Annotated in this window: 15 protein-coding genes and 1 tRNA gene; 11 read left to right on the top strand and 5 right to left on the bottom strand. The window is 49.8% G+C overall.

The annotated features are described in order from the left end of the window. Positions 1–45: 45 nt before the first annotated feature. Both VGK02_00130 and VGK02_00135 read left to right on the top strand, forming a co-directional pair. Positions 46–231, top strand: coding sequence for a glutaredoxin family protein (locus tag VGK02_00130; GenBank protein ID HEY3373462.1), 186 nt, complete (start codon positions 46–48; stop codon positions 229–231). Between the two features lie 19 nt (positions 232–250). Continuing rightward, complete coding sequence (locus VGK02_00135) at positions 251–1,162, top strand: FAD-dependent oxidoreductase (GenBank protein ID HEY3373463.1); 912 nt, start codon at positions 251–253, stop codon at positions 1,160–1,162. Between the two features lie 59 nt (positions 1,163–1,221). On the opposite strand, the gene VGK02_00140 is transcribed toward VGK02_00135, so the two are convergent. Beyond that, positions 1,222–1,347, bottom strand: a complete 126-nt coding sequence (locus VGK02_00140; protein HEY3373464.1) for a hypothetical protein — start codon at positions 1,345–1,347, stop codon at positions 1,222–1,224. Between the two features lie 228 nt (positions 1,348–1,575). Between VGK02_00140 and VGK02_00145 the strand changes: the two genes are divergently transcribed. The 4 genes from VGK02_00145 to VGK02_00160 all read left to right on the top strand — a co-directional run bounded on the left by VGK02_00145 (position 1,576) and on the right by VGK02_00160 (position 5,868). Further along, the gene (locus tag VGK02_00145; GenBank protein ID HEY3373465.1) at positions 1,576–1,854 is read left to right on the top strand and encodes a J domain-containing protein; all 279 of its coding nucleotides are present in this window, start codon (positions 1,576–1,578) and stop codon (positions 1,852–1,854) included. Positions 1,855–1,922: 68 nt separating this feature from the next. Further along, the gene (locus VGK02_00150) at positions 1,923–2,774 is read left to right on the top strand and encodes a Cof-type HAD-IIB family hydrolase (protein ID HEY3373466.1); all 852 of its coding nucleotides are present in this window, start codon (positions 1,923–1,925) and stop codon (positions 2,772–2,774) included. A 162-nt stretch (positions 2,775–2,936) separates the two neighbouring features. After that, positions 2,937–3,203, top strand: coding sequence for a hypothetical protein (locus VGK02_00155; GenBank protein ID HEY3373467.1), 267 nt, complete (start codon positions 2,937–2,939; stop codon positions 3,201–3,203). Positions 3,204–3,531: 328 nt separating this feature from the next. Beyond that, positions 3,532–5,868 (top strand): SpoIIE family protein phosphatase, encoded by a 2,337-nt coding sequence (locus tag VGK02_00160; protein ID HEY3373468.1) that lies wholly within the window; start codon positions 3,532–3,534, stop codon positions 5,866–5,868. A gap of 126 nt (positions 5,869–5,994) precedes the next feature. On the opposite strand, the gene VGK02_00165 is transcribed toward VGK02_00160, so the two are convergent. Both VGK02_00165 and VGK02_00170 read right to left on the bottom strand, forming a co-directional pair. Next, a complete protein-coding gene (locus tag VGK02_00165) occupies positions 5,995–6,879 on the bottom strand; it encodes a hypothetical protein (protein HEY3373469.1) in 885 nt (294 codons plus the stop codon). A 563-nt stretch (positions 6,880–7,442) separates the two neighbouring features. Further along, a tRNA-Leu gene (locus tag VGK02_00170) sits at positions 7,443–7,526 on the bottom strand. 217 nt (positions 7,527–7,743) lie between these two features. On the opposite strand from VGK02_00170, the gene VGK02_00175 reads away from it, so the two are divergent. The 4 genes from VGK02_00175 (at position 7,744) to VGK02_00190 (ending at position 13,126) form a co-directional block, all read left to right on the top strand. After that, positions 7,744–8,829: an N-acetylmuramoyl-L-alanine amidase gene (locus tag VGK02_00175; GenBank protein HEY3373470.1), complete on the top strand. Its 1,086-nt coding sequence runs from the start codon at positions 7,744–7,746 to the stop codon at positions 8,827–8,829. Positions 8,830–8,929: 100 nt separating this feature from the next. Further along, on the top strand, positions 8,930–11,761 hold the full coding sequence (locus VGK02_00180; protein HEY3373471.1) for a cation-transporting P-type ATPase: 2,832 nt from the start codon (positions 8,930–8,932) through the stop codon (positions 11,759–11,761). Positions 11,762–11,794: 33 nt separating this feature from the next. Then, complete coding sequence (locus VGK02_00185; protein HEY3373472.1) at positions 11,795–12,457, top strand: TrkA family potassium uptake protein; 663 nt, start codon at positions 11,795–11,797, stop codon at positions 12,455–12,457. Positions 12,458–12,469: 12 nt separating this feature from the next. Further along, entirely contained in the window at positions 12,470–13,126 is a 657-nt protein-coding gene (locus VGK02_00190) for an NAD-binding protein (GenBank protein ID HEY3373473.1), read from the top strand. 27 nt (positions 13,127–13,153) lie between these two features. Here VGK02_00190 and VGK02_00195 read toward each other — a convergent pair whose 3' ends face one another. Both VGK02_00195 and VGK02_00200 read right to left on the bottom strand, forming a co-directional pair. After that, positions 13,154–13,810 carry a GDSL-type esterase/lipase family protein gene (locus tag VGK02_00195; protein HEY3373474.1) on the bottom strand — a complete coding sequence of 219 codons (657 nt, stop codon included), beginning with the start codon at positions 13,808–13,810 and terminating at the stop codon, positions 13,154–13,156. Positions 13,811–13,824: 14 nt separating this feature from the next. Further along, the gene (locus VGK02_00200) at positions 13,825–14,292 is read right to left on the bottom strand and encodes a hypothetical protein (GenBank protein HEY3373475.1); all 468 of its coding nucleotides are present in this window, start codon (positions 14,290–14,292) and stop codon (positions 13,825–13,827) included. Positions 14,293–14,641: 349 nt separating this feature from the next. Here VGK02_00200 and VGK02_00205 point away from each other — a divergent pair, with 349 nt between their 5' ends. Further along, positions 14,642–14,875, top strand: a complete 234-nt coding sequence (locus VGK02_00205) for a sulfite exporter TauE/SafE family protein (protein HEY3373476.1) — start codon at positions 14,642–14,644, stop codon at positions 14,873–14,875. The last annotated feature ends 128 nt before the right edge of the window (positions 14,876–15,003 follow it).

Raw genomic sequence — 15,003 nt, forward strand, 5'->3', positions numbered from 1 at the left:
GACTCGGTAAAGGTGTACTCGACGCCTACCTGAGCGTTTTGCACAATGCTCAAGAGGTATCTTGATGAAAGAGGCGTAAAGTACGAAGAGATCGATTTAGCGGCCGATCCGGAAAAGGTAAGCGAGCTCGTGGAAGTATCAGGACAGCTTGGAGTGCCTGTGACGGTCATCAACCGCCAAGTGATTGTCGGATTCGATCGCGGTAGCATAGACTCGGCGCTTGCGGCGTAACCGGCTACGGGAGGCTTCTATGCGAGATTTAGCAATAATTGGCGCCGGGCCAGCGGGAATGACGGCTGCGGTCTATGCGGCCCGCAAAAAGATCGACGTTGTTCTCACAACAAAAGACATCGGCGGCATGGCAGCCTGGAGTTCAGGGATAGAAAACTATATGGGCTATAATCTGATTTCCGGCCCTGAGCTTATGGCGAAGTTCGAAGATCAGGTTGCCGAGTTCGGTATACCGATTGAATACAAGCAGGTCGATAAAATCACAAAAGAGGATAATTTCTTTAATATCCATACGATTGAGGGTGATGCTCTAGAAGCAAAGAGCATCATTATAGCCACCGGCCGGACGCCGAGGCGAAGCGGTGCTCCCGGAGAGCGTGAGTTTGTTGGGCGGGGGGTTTCATATTGTGCGACGTGCGACGCCCCATTGTTTGCGAACCTGGATGTGGCGGTAATCGGCGGCGGCAACTCCGCACTGCACGCTATCGAGCAATTGGTTAAGATTGCAAATCATGCCTATGCGATTTCATCTGCGGGGTGGAGCGGCGATCCCGTTCTACAGGAACGCGTTTTAAAGGCGACAAACCTACAGGTCTACAAAGGATATAACCTGGTCGCAATAGAAGGACATGATTTCGTTGAGAAGATAAGAATTAAGTCGAAAAAAACGGAAGAGGAGATCGAGCTGCCGGTCCGGGGTGTCTTCTTTGAAATCGGATCGGAGCCGACATCGATGATAGTTCAAGGTCTTGTTGATGTAGACGATAAACAAGAGATTATCGTAGATTGTAGCAACCGCACAAATGTCGAGGGCCTTTTTGCAGCCGGGGATGTAACGAATGCACCGCAAAAACAAATAATTGTCGCCGCAGGCGAGGGCGCAAAAGCGGCGCTGTCTGCGTATGAATACCTGGTAAGGCTATCTGATTGATCAATGTCACCCATCGACCAAACCGATAGCCTTATGCAAAAATTCTTATGCTGCTTTGGTTACCTCGTGTATACGAGCACGAAGATGTAGAATGCCAGCGTAATGGCAGCTGCTACAAGCAGACTTTTCCAAACAATCGGGTCTTCACGTCGTACAAAGCCCTTAAATCCATCAACAATGCGCATAATATCCATCCTTACCGGAAAGTTACTCAAGTACTCCATTATTATAGCGGTAATGGCAAGCTTTTTGTAGAGTGCTTTATATTGTTCACCATCACATATATAATCTTTTAGCAGGTATGCCATGGTGTATGCATCTGGTATGCTTAGTTGAAGACAGCCGATGCACGCGCTGTGCTTATGTCACACATGCGGATTTCTTAAAAGTAAAATTGTTTTGGAGTTGTTATTGTGTCCGATTATTATAAAACATTGCAGGTTGATCCGGAGGCCTCACCGGAGGTTATAGAAAAAGCGTACAAGGCGCTGTCGCTAAAATACCATCCGGACAAGCAGCCATCCGAAAAGAAAGAAGAGGCGACTCACCGATGGATGCAAATCAGAGAGGCATTTGAGATTCTCTCCGATGCCAAGCGCAGAAGCGAATACGACGTTTCGCGCCGCGAAGAAGCTATCGGCACGTTTCTAAACGAAGGCCTTATCGGATTGTATAAGCGGTATGTAAAATAAGCGTAGGGGAATTAAAGCCCGGAATCGGGGGCTCGGTTTCCGATAAAGCAGACGCGAGAGGACGGAACTTGGGATATAAGCTTGTTGCGCTCGACCTTGACGGAACCCTTCTGGCCAAGGAGAAATATATAGCCGAAAGCACGTCGGAGCGAATTGCCGAAGCGGAAAAACTGGGTGTAAAATTTACGATTGCAACCGGCCGCATGTCGAGGGGCGCATTGCGATACGCCGAACAGCTCGGTATCGATATACCGATTATCACCTATAACGGCGCAGTCACCCGAACAGTCGCCGCTGGTACGGTATGCCGTGAGTACAAAGTGCCGCTTAAAGGCGCCATGCAAGCCATTAATCTGCTAAAAGGTCAGCCGGTCTTACGCTACGCTTTTGTGGACGATGAAGTCTATACCGACACGCCGCATGAATGGACAGACCGCTATGCTGAGCTCCTCGAAGTAGAGATGCAATTCGTCGATGATATTCACGACGCGCTCACAACAGACCCGACCATGCTTGTATTTATGGTGACGGAGCTTAAGGCAGCCGAGCTTACGTATGTGCTGCGAGAACACCTTAACCAAGGTGTGAGAGTTACAAACTCTGCCGAGTGGTTCCTTGATGTCCTGAACGAAGAAGCTTCTAAAGGGTTTGCCCTTAAGTGGCTTGCCGACAGCTTAGGTATTGCTCGTGAAGAAGTCATTGCAATAGGGGACAATAGTAATGACCTCGAGATGATTCAATATGCCGGCCTTGGAGCAGCAGTATCGAACGCAAGCCCGGGGCTGGCCGCAGCCGCCGATTATGTTGCTACCCTTCCAATGTGTGAAGGCGTAGATGAGATTATCGATAAGTTTGTGCTCGGCAGCGCGGCACCTGAAGACGATCGCGGTTCCGCCTTAATACAGAATCCTTTCTTGTAGCCCATCTAAATTTGAACTTCCCGATGCAAGAGTAGAAACATTGATGATTGTCTTAACAGCCAACCCCGCCGCTGTTTATTTGCGCCGGGATAAACCGGGTATAAGAAAAACTGGCCAAGAATAATGACGTGGTGAAATAGTATGCGTGAGGAGGTAATCAGGATGGCTGAGCCCGAAAAAGATGAAACCAGGGACATGATGGAATCCACTGAAATAGATGAGACTCGCTACATGGGGGAGGGTCCTCCAGGCCGAAACCCTGGCGGAACCGAGGTTACTGAAACAGCTTATATGGGAGAACCGCCGGAGCGGCACGACGGGGTACATGAGACGGAATACAACAAAGGCCGGCAGGGACCGCGCATCGGAAAAGCGACTATTGAGCCGACGAAGGGTCAAAACAAAGGCGAAGAGAAAAAGACCGCATAAGTACTGAGCAGAACAGAGGCGGGCGTCAAACGAACCCGCCTCTACCTCTATCGTTCGAGCATACTACCTGTAAAATAACCTCTTGGTGTTTTGAACGAACTAGTCGTTTTATACTTCCATAGCAATCATGCTATAGTGTATATTAGTTACAAATAACCGGAAAACGATATCATTAATTCACCATCACACCCGCACAAAGAGTAAGGTATCCAATACGCAAGCGTGTGCCCTGTCTTGCAGAGGTAACCATAGGATCGACGCTCTTTTATATACTTACAAGAATCGCCGAAGGATGCATGAAGGCCTGGATATTCATCAAGGGTGCGTTATGGTCGTCGAGAAAAGCCTCGAATTCGGTCGCGAGCAAACATACATAGATATCCTGTCACAGCTTCTCGATACAGGTTGCCTGCTTTCAAGCAAGCTGACATCGCGCGAGCTCAACGAATGTATTATCTCGGAAGCCAAGCGGGTTTTTGATGCAATAGCCTTTTGGATTGTACTGTATGATGTCAGAAGCGATCGTCTTAAGATGCATTCCTACTGGGGGCCAAACAGCAACGAATTAGCATGGTCAACGCTCCGACCCGATCAAGGGGTAGTCGGGAGAGTATTTTTAATGCACAGACCGACTGTGGCACTTGTTGCCAAATCTCCCAGCAATCCTATTAACGCCTCACTCTTATCTGATGATAAGCCGCTGATTGCGGCATTTCCGCTATCGGTTGCCGGCAAGAAGCTCGGTGTGCTGGGCTTTGTCTCCGAATCGCTCACGAAGTGCGCTCTATCAACCTCGGAGATTGAAGTCGTCGGCCAAGCATTTGCGAACCAGGTTGCGGTAGCGCTTGAAATGGTGCGGATTATTGAGACCAAGGACAAAATCGAGAACGAACTCAAGCAGAGCCTGCGAAACGTTGAGACGCTTAACAAGATAGGCATCGATCTTATCAAAGACCTCGATTTATCGATAATTATCAGAAAAGTTGCGCGATACACCACACAAATATTAAATGCAGACGCGGCTGCGGTTAATATTGGAAGCGCAGACGCGACACCCGCCGAAACGGCCTACTTTTATAACATGCCGGCAGGCGCCGAGAATCTGCTGAGAGCAAAACACACCATCTGCAGTACCGTGTTCGAGCGACCGCGCAGAGTTGTTATCAACGATTACCCGAGTTCGTCGTGGGCTACGACGGAGTTCATCAAGGCAGGAATAAGCTGTATTGCCATGGTGCCGGTGATATCTCGCGGTCATGTGCTTGCAACGATTTCGGCTATTAGCCTTAATCCCGAGCGGGAATTTACAGACGAAAATGTCAATGAACTTGAGTTTCTTGCGAATGAGATGGCGGTTGCTATAGAGAACGCATCCCTTTATCACGCGCAAGTCGAAACGCGCGAAAAGATAGAGGCGTATGCCGGCCAGCTGCAGCTGCTTAACGATCTCTCGCAGAATATTATTAAAGAAGAGGACTCTGAAAAGATGTCGGCGCTACTAGCCGACGCGGCTCGCAAACTGCTAAATTGCTCGGTTTCAATCGTCTCGCTGGGGAGCCGGTACGGGTCGTCAATACAGCGGTATTCTTGGTCAACCGATGAACTCAACGCCTGCATGCTCGACATCGAAGAGCGTGATTTATCACTGCACGGAGGGCTAGGCGGCGAGATGTATCGTACAAAGCGCACGTTGCGTTTTAACGCTATTGCAGACTATCCGCACTGCACAAGCTTGCCGGAAGGACACCCCAACGTACGCGGCATACTCGGGTCACCGCTTTTAGACTCAAAAAATAATTTTATCGGGCAGATAGTGGTTACCAGCAAGAACGACGGTTCCGGTTTCAACCAGACCGACGAGGAGTTGCTTGTCGCATTATGCGCACAAGTTGCGATCGGTATCGAGAAAGCGGAAGCGTATAAGCAAGAGCACGGCATCGCGGAAGCCCTGCAGCAAGCGATCCTGGCGATACCGGATAGTTTGCCCGGTCTCGAGGTAGGTAGCACGTATGAAGCCGCCGGTGAAGTCGCCAAGGTAGGCGGGGATTTCTACGACCTATTTGAGCTCGGCGATGGAAGGATAGGCATTGTTATCGGCGATGTTTCGGGAAAAGGCTTAAAAGCGGCAACAATTACTTCGATGGTCAAGAGCACGGTAAGAGCATTTGCCTATACCGGTCTTAGCCCATCCCGGGTTATCACCGAAGCCAACAAGGTTATTTGCCGGCAGCTCGGGCTTAATCAGTTCATAACGATGCTATTCGGTGTTCTGGAACCGGAATCAGGCGCACTTAACGTGTGTCGTGCGGGCCACCCCGAAATGGTCATCCTGGAAGAGAACTCGTGCCGCTACTGCCACATGGAAAGCAATATGCCCATTGGCATATTTGAAGACGTGGTTTACGAAGAGAATGAAGTAAGCATTACACCCGGCCAAGGGATTATTTTGTATACCGATGGGTTGACGGAGGCACGGCAGGAGAAAAAGATTCTAGGTGACGACGGCTTGATAGAAGCGGTAAGCTTGATGGCTCCCGGCCTGAGCGCACAAAAAGTTGCTAATGACCTGGTGGCGTTGGCACGTCACGTTAGCGGTGGTAAACAGCAAGATGATATCGCGATTATCGTTATCCGGTTGTTAGGGCAGGAGAGTGTACTCGTATAAGATATTCGAAAATATCTAAAAAATATTTAAAAAAGTGCTAAAGTTTTTATAAAGTTCCGCCGATAATATACAATTAGAGCAAAGCACCTAATAATTAGTTATCGGGTGCTTTATTTTTTACTACTCTTACGCCGGTTCTTGATTGATAAGCTCGAGAAGCAGCCATATGATCTCAAAAGCTGCTCCGATAGCCTGCGAAGCTTCTTCTTTGGTTGTAGCCTCTCCCTGGTGGACGATACGATTGCGCTTATCCGCAACATCGCGCGCCCAGTTGCGGTAAATGGCAGGGCTTATGTCGGAAACCGCTTTTCCTATTGCAAGTTCCATGACGCGCTTGAGCCGCTCGCTCGCGGCTTGGACTTTACTTAATATCCATTCGACGACATCCGGGTCGATGCTCTTCTTGCGAACAAGAATCTCCCACAATACCGAGGCGATCGTCACCTCGACGGCGATTTCAGCTTCTACAATCGCGCCTTGATAATCTTCGCTTACAAGGCTTTCTTTTGACCGTTGCAGGTACTCCCGCCACGGCTCCTTATAATCACTTTTTACATTGGCGTAGAGTACCCAACGCACCTCACACTCTGCACCCAGCATGTCCGGGTTGCCGGAACTTACGATGAGAAAGTGCTCCGGTAGAATGACTACCGGCCTATAATAGATTACCGATTCATCACACGCATTTTGTTGAATAATAAAGATTTTCTTTGAAGCTTTTATCGGGGTTTTAAGCTTAATCTCTTTTACCGTGCCGATAGAGATAGTCTCCGTACCGGTAATCATAGTGTCGCTGATAAAGCTCCATGCAAGAAAATCATTATCCGAGACTATGGCGTGCTTGATGCCTTCTTTTACTGAATACGTATTGCTGCAATCCGACCCCGCGCATGCAACATGCAGGCCTTTAATCTCTTCAGGGTCGATGTACTGCGCGTGCCCGCAATTCTTGCAGTTTACATAGAGCTGGTCTTGCGTTGAGGTTACTTGTTGCTTGGAAGTCTCTTGCATACATCCCCCTGTACGCTTCCGGTATTACGACATTAAGTGTACGATTATTTACCCAATGATTCAAATGAACAGTGATAATATAGTTGCCGTATAACAATTGCAGATACGTACATGTTTCTACCATACCTTACGTGCATTTAATGGGGAAACTTCTGTGAGCTGCACATAGGAGGATTATCGTATTAAATATTTAACAAATTGTTTCCAGCCCGCAAGTGTTGTGGGTAAAGAAACTTCCGCGTGCGAATATCTGTGAATTGGCTGGGAGAGATTATGGGCATCATCTTTTTAATTCTTGCCTTATCCTCTTTTAGGGCGCTTATTGTGGGATTGAGTAAACCGTGACGTGTAATAAAGTGGGATTGGAATCTCACGCGTACAAATGTGGTATTGGTCTACGGATCGGCAACGCTGGGCTTTCTTACACTCACGGCGGTTACCGCGCAATCTACTATAAGAATGCTGGAACCACTCCTTGAATGGCTGCCATAAGCGATGTGTCTCACAGGCACTATGCCTGCTCCAGTAATAAAAAAAGCAGGGACTTTCATCCCTGCTTTTTGTGTCCGAGACTGGACTTGAACCAGCACGGTATTGCTACCACTAGGCCCTCAACCTAGCGCGTCTACCAATTCCGCCACTCGGACGAGACAGCGCACTAATAGGAGCGTTCGCCTATCAATTGCGCAAAAGTAATTATATCATGTCGCGTTTTAGTGTCAACGTGCCTGGGCACGGCAAAATCGCTAAAATTGTATTATTTTTCATAATTGCGGAATTAGCGGCAAGAGCGCACAATAAAGTGTAGAAAAGCACGTAAAAGTGCCGATACATTATGTAGTATATGTATGGAAGGCATACGTAATGCAGGGGTTTGATCTGAAAACCAATCGGGCGTTGAGAGTTGCTCTTTTCAGTACAGCGATGTTGATACTATTCGGCGTTGTCTTCGCGGGTACGTACGCGCTTATGCGCGATCGCGATACCGTGACGAGCGGTGATCGTGTCACCGTACCTGCTTTCGTCGGCCGCAATCTCGAACAGGTGAAGCATGATGCCGCAGCCGCCGGCTTAAATCTGAAAATCGATGAATGGGTGGCCAGCAAGGTATATTCAAAAAATCAGGTAGTCGCCCAAAAACCGCTGCCAAACGCAACCATAGAACCGGGCAAAACTGTTGTAATCAAAGTAAGCGCGGGCAAATCGTATCAATCCGAAGAAAGTACAACCGCGGCAACGATGGCAAAAGATGAGGATCTGAGACCCCTTCCAAACCCACCAATACAGCCGCCGTCAAATCTTGCTCAGAATGTACCGGCCGGGAAGGTTGTAGTCATCGACCCTGGTCATCAGCAGCGCGTTGATTTAAGCAAAGAACCTATCGGGCCCGGTTCGTCGGAGCTCAAAGTGAAGAATCCGGGGGGCGCTCAGGGTGTTCGCACTCGAACCCCCGAATACGTGGTAGCGCTTGAAATTGCAGAGAAGCTCGAGCGCAAACTGCGAGCACAGGGCATCAAAGTGATTATGACGAGAGAATCTAACAACGTTACGATCGGCAACGTTCAGCGCGCTCAAGTCGCAAATAACGCGCATGCCGATCTTTTCGTCCGCGTCCATCAAGACAGCAGCACGGATAGGTCGAAGCACGGCATATCCACTCTATATCCGGCAAAGAATAAGTGGACCGCACCGATCTATTCACAAAGCTTAGAGGCCGCTAAGATGATCGAGCAAACTTTGTTATCGGTTACGAAGGCCACCGCTTCAGGCATTGTTCCACGCAACGATTTAACGGGTTTTAACTGGGCGCAAGTGCCGTCAGTGCTCGTTGAAGCCGGGTTTCTTTCAAATCCGCAAGAAGATCTTTTGCTCAACAGCGATTCGTATCAGGACCTAATCGCTGATGGGCTTAGCAAAGGAATCATCAGCTACCTCCAATCCGCCCAATAGGTGTGTTCCGACCGTTCATTTGTTAAACTTCGCTTTTACCATTCTCGGGTCTGGGTAAATAGATGCAAACAAGCATATACGGGCATCTAAGGATGGTTCTATGCAACCGTATCAAATGACCGCAGAGGATGCGTATCGAGAGCTCAAGACATCGCCTAAGGGTTTAAACGATGAGGAAGCGCAGGTACGGTTAGAGGCTTATGGGCAGAACAAGCTTCCGGAGCCCAAGCGAAGACCGCTCATTTATAAATTTCTGGCGAACCTTTACAATCTCCTGGCGATACTTCTCTGGGTTGGCGGCATTCTGGCACTCATCGGCGGTCTGCCGCAGCTCGCGTATGCCATATTCTTCGTCATCATCGTAAATGCGATATTTAGCTTCTTTCAGGAGTTTAAGGCTGAAAAGGCAACTGAAGCGCTGAGGCAATTATTGCCGAGTTACGCCAAGGTATCGCGGGATGGGGAGATAAAACAAGTACTGGCGGAGGATGTTGTACCGGGAGATTTACTGGTGCTGGATGAGGGTGATAATATCCCTGCCGATGGGCGTCTCGTTGATGCGTTTGAAATGAGAACCATCAACGCGGCGTTTACCGGTGAATCGGCGCCGTCTCGCCGCACGAAAGATGCTGTTTTACGCGAAAACCTGCATATTACCGAAGCGCCGAACCTGGTTTTTGCCGGCACAAGTGTTGCGAGCGGCAACGGACGGGCAGTCGTCTACGCGACAGGGCAGAATACCGAATTCGGAAAAATCGCCCAGCTTACTCAGACCATCAGCGATGAACTCAGCCCGCTTGAAAAAGAAGTCGCCAGGGCGGCGCAGGTCGTCGCGCTTCTCGCCATCGGCATCGGCGTTGTACTCTTTGCTGTATCGATATTCTTAACGCCCCTCGGCATTACCAATAGCCTGCTATTTGCCATCGGCATTATCACGGCTAATGTCCCCGAAGGGCTTCTGCCCACCCTATCGCTGGCGTTGGCAATCGGTGTACAGCGAATGGTGCGGCGGCACGCGCTAATAAAGAAGCTGTCGAGCGTGGAGACGCTTGGCTCGACCACCGTTATTTGTACCGATAAAACCGGTACCCTTACGCAAAACGAAATGACCGTTCGCGAAGTCTGGGTTGATGAAAAAGTCCTGGATGTTTCCGGTGTCGGTTATGAACCTGTGGGTGATTATTACTATGAAGAGCGCAAATTACCCAAAGAGGAGCTTCAAAGATATGAGCAATTCTGGCGCTCGGCCGCATTCTGCAACACTTCGAGGCTTCTCCCGCCCGGCGATGGGAGGCGTAACTGGGCGATCGTCGGTGACCCGACGGAAGCCGCTCTTATAGTTGCCGCTCGCAAGGCGGGACTTGATCTCGACGCCGAACTCAAGAAGTTTCCACGGGTGTACCTCATCCCGTTTGAATCGGCCCGTAAGCGCATGTCGAGCATACATGAAGAAAACAGCGTCGATATCGCTTGTGTAAAGGGAGCGCCTAAAGAAACGCTGGACCTGAGCACCCGCATATGGCTTAACGGCCAAGTCGTCCCGCTTGCCGACGAAATCCGCGATCAGATAATTAAGGCTAACGATGATTTTGCGCGGCAGGGCTTACGCGTGCTTGCCGTCGCGTACCGAGAAGTCAGCTCCAATATAGGATTTACTGCGCAAACCGTTGAGAAAGACCTGGTGTTTCTGGGTTTAATGGCCATGCAAGACCCGCCACGCCCTGAAGTAGAGCATGCGGTCGCAGTCGCCCAGCGGGCCGGTATCCGAATTATCATGATCACGGGTGATTACGGGCTTACCGCGGAATCGATTGCACGGAAAATCGGGATCATTACGAGTGAGAGCCCGCGAATTATGACAGGCACCGAGCTTGATACGCTGTCCGATGCCGACCTTGAAACTATCCTCTACACGGGTGAGGTGATTTTCGCGCGTGTTGCTCCCGAGCACAAGCTTAAAATTGTCTCCGCATTCAAAGACAAAAGTGAGATTGTTGCGGTAACGGGTGACGGCGTTAATGACGCACCAGCTTTAAAGAGGGCCGATATCGGGGTTGCTATGGGCATTACGGGAACCGACGTAGCAAAAGAAGCATCCGAGATGATTCTCACCGATGATAATTTTGCGAGCATCGTCGCTGCAATCGAGGAAGGGCGAAGCGTATTCGATAATATTAAGAAGTTCGTGACGTATATTTTTGCGCACCTCACCCCGGAAGCGGTACCGTTTATCGTTTTTGTTCTTTCGGGCGGCTCGATCCCTCTTGCAATTACGGTACTGCAGATTCTTGCAATCGACCTCGGAACCGAGACGTTACCGGCACTTGCGCTCGGTGTCGAGCCGGCGGAACCGGGGATTATGGAACGCCCACCTCGCAAACGGGGCGAAGGCATAATCGATAGGTCACTCCTGTTCAGAGCATATGGTTTTATGGGAATCATTGAATCGGTTCTCGTTATGGCCGGTTTCTTCTTTATCTTGTATTCGGGCGGTTGGCACCTGGGAACCCCGGATATAACCAGGTCGTCAAGCCCGCTGCACGGCTTATACCTGGCAGCTACAACCATGACATTTCTAGGTATTGTCGGGACACAGGTCGGAACGGTGTTTGCTTCGCGTACCAACCGGGCATCCGTATTTACAATCGGCATATTTTCGAACATGTGGGTTGCATACGGAATTATCTTTGAATTGCTAATCGTAGCGGCGATCATATACATTCCGTTTTTACAGGATATTTTCGGAACGACGTCTGTCGGTGTTGTCGAGTGGTCATTGGCGCTTGTTTTTGGTGTCATCATATTTCTTGCCGACGAAGCACGCAAAGCGTATGTGCGCAGGAATATCCCGCCTTCCGAGCGGACATACTATGAGCGGGAGCCCAAGACGAAGGCTGAAATTATAGCTGTACGCAAAGGTGAGGCCGCATAAAGCGAGTACAGAATTGGTATATAAGAGGTAGGGGTGATAGCCTTGCGCATAATAATTGTAGGATGTGGGCGTTTAGGGTCCGAGCTTGCGAACTCACTATGGCTCGACCGTCATGACATCGCTGTTATCGATGAAGATCCTGAGGCGTTTAAGCGGCTGGTAAAAACGTTTACGGGTGAGCGAATCACCGGTCACGCGCTCGATCAGGAGACACTGCTTGCAGCAAAAACCACCGAAGCCGATGCATTTGTTTCGGTGACGGGCGATGACAACTTAAATATTATCTCCGCTCGCATCGCGCGCGAGATATATTTCGTACCTCGAGTTGTGACCAGGATATACGATCCGATTCGCGCCAATATCTACGAGCGGCTGGGCGTGTCGACGGTTTCAACGACGGCGTGGGCTGTCAGTAAGATCGAAGACCTCATATTCCACCGTGCGCTCGATACCCAGCTGAGTTTTGGAAACGGGGAAGTCGAGCTTGTCCGTGTTGCAATACCGGTAGGTTTGTTCGGGAAGACAGTCGACAGCATAACGATACCGGGGGAGCTGCAGGTGGCTGTTATTACCAGGCACGGAAGACCGTTCATTCCGACGCTCGGCACCGTATTCGAATCGGGCGATGTAGCTCGCATAGTAGTCTCACGCGCTGCGACAGACCGCCTGGAAGAGTTTATTAGCGCCGTCGCGTAAGGGGGGCAGATAATGTATATCTTAATAGCCGGAGCCGGAAAAGTTGGCCGCTATCTCGCGCTTCATTTAAGCGAGGCGCATCAAATCGGTTCCATTGATCTTAACGATGAGCATTTATCGCAACTTCAAGGGAAGCCTAATATATCACTCTATAAGGGTGATGCGACCGACCCGAGAACGCTCGAAGAAGCCGGGATTCAACGCGCCGACTTGGTGGCGTCGGTTACCGGTGATGACGAGGATAATCTTGTTATCGCACAGTTGGCAAAACAAGTGTATGAAGTGCCGCGCGTGATCGGCAGGGTGAATGATCCGAGAAACCAGTGGTTGTTTACAAAGCGGTGGGGCGTCGATATTGCGGTTAGCAGCCCCCAGATAATACTCCAGCTCATTTCCGAGGAAGTAACACTAGGAGAAGTCATAACCTTGTTGAAGCTTAAGGTCGGCGAGCTGTCACTCGTTGAGGTTACCGTGCCGGAGGCATCACCAGCGGTTAAGAGAACGCTAATGGATATAAGTTTACCTGAGAATGTTGTTGCAGTTGCCATTTTGCGCGGCACGGACATAATGGTGCCGCGCGGAAACACAGTTGTCGAGTCGGGCGACACCGTGTTATTGGTAACACGACCTGAGTTGGAAAAAGATATCAGAATGCGGTTAGCCGGTTAGAAAAACGCCGGGTGCTTTTTTGTGCCATTATTCTTGCGTGAAGAATTCAAAGAGGCAGTGTGCTACTACATCAGCGCCTTGCGAGCCGAGATGAACGCCGTCGATCGTTAGCATATATTCTTCTTGATGACCTGCCGCTCGCAGTTCGGCGGTTCGCTCCCGAAACGCTGGTGCGACATCGATTAGATTACAGTGTTTTTGGTAGGCGAGCGTTCTGATGCGGTCGTTTATAATCGCTAAACGCTCCGTCAGTTCAAACCCGACATCACCCTCCAGCCCCGTTGTAGTGCAGACCGCTATGTTATCGGTAGCAGAGCGCATTGAGTCGATGAGTGTGCTGTAATTGCCGCTGAAGTGATCTATTAGATGCCGCGTAGCGGATTGCTGCCCGGAACCTGCGCTCAATGCCGGATCGGCCATGAATATCGATTCGTAATAGACATCGTTGATACCGACCAGCACAACCACCCAATCCGGTTTGCGCATAACAACATCGCGGTCTACCCGGCTGATTAAATCGCCGACCATATCGCCATCCCGGCCCGCGTTCACAAACTTCAGCGCGTCCATAATGCCGTTTTCTCGAAAGAGTTGCATTAGCGCCGCTATGTAGTTGCTGCCAAAATTAGCCTTGGTAATGCTATCGCCAAAAAAGACTACTGTATCGCCATTTTTTAATCTCATCTTTTGTTAGCGGCTTATATGCCTATCGCCAGTCGATATTGCCGCATATACTCCTTTGTAATAGTCTCGAGTCGCTCAAGTCGCCCGCTGGAAAGGTCCTCATCGGGGTTATATCGACGCAGCCTAACGGTGCGTCCGAATATTTTAACATTCCACGGGCCTATCCAATGGTAGCCGTATACCGGCCAGGCCCCGTGGCCTATCCAATCTTGCACGCTGTGGAGGCTCGTGCCCAGGTCTTCCAGGTTTGAAGACCGTATTGCTTGGCCGAGGTAGTAGCTTGCGTACCAGAGTTGGGTAGGCAATCCGCCCAGTAAAGCAAGCCAGTTCGTGTTGAGATGCCGGCCGCGCTGGTAACGCTCATCCGGCTTAAGGATATCTACCTGCCAATCGGCAAGCGCAATTGCCTTGGCGTCGGCTTCAGAGAAACCGGCTTCAAGCGCCCATGTGTAGGTTTTGTAGTAATGTATCAGTTTACCCATAGCATATATACCGATAGATCTGTTTAACCATAGCATTTACGCCGGTGACTCAGCTTGCCCTTGGCTTTAGCAGTAATATATCAATTTACCTATTGTTTATATAGTAATACATCGATTAGACACAATCTTACGCTGAGAGTGCCGTGTAAACCATAGACTGCTTCAAAAGCCGTTGCCTGTTACGATTCGTAATTTGTACAGTTTACGGTCATTTTTTAATACCGCAGAGGGTCGCTATTGTAAACGGTTTCAAAATCCCGAACATGGATATATTAGGTATGACTGGAAAGTAAGCGAAGCCTTTATTAATAAACGCTGTTCAGTGAGGTATCTATGGGTTTATTACCCTGTGGAATGCTTGCACTGGTTGAGCTGCGCGCTGGCAACAGGTTCCCCTGTTATCGGGGCGGTGGTGATGATAGCGTTTGGAATTGGCACAATCCCTGGGCTTGCCGGATTCGGAGTAGCTACCAGGCTGATCGGTATGCGAGCACAAGGCATGTTGCTCAAGGCAGGGGCCGTCATCATTATTGCGGCAGGCGCTTCATTGCTGATACGCAGCATTCCGCTCTTACACGGCTAAACGATGCTGATAATATGCCGCAGAGCGGGTGTTTGGCCAGGTCTAAATCAGGCGCGGCAAGGCTTACGATGCCTCAGTTAGTATGATATACTGACGCATGCCGGCTCCGTAGTGAAGAGGGAATCCAT

It is taken from the genome of Candidatus Aquicultor sp., assembly GCA_036504445.1.
Lineage (GTDB): Bacteria > Actinomycetota > Aquicultoria > Aquicultorales > Aquicultoraceae > DASXVE01.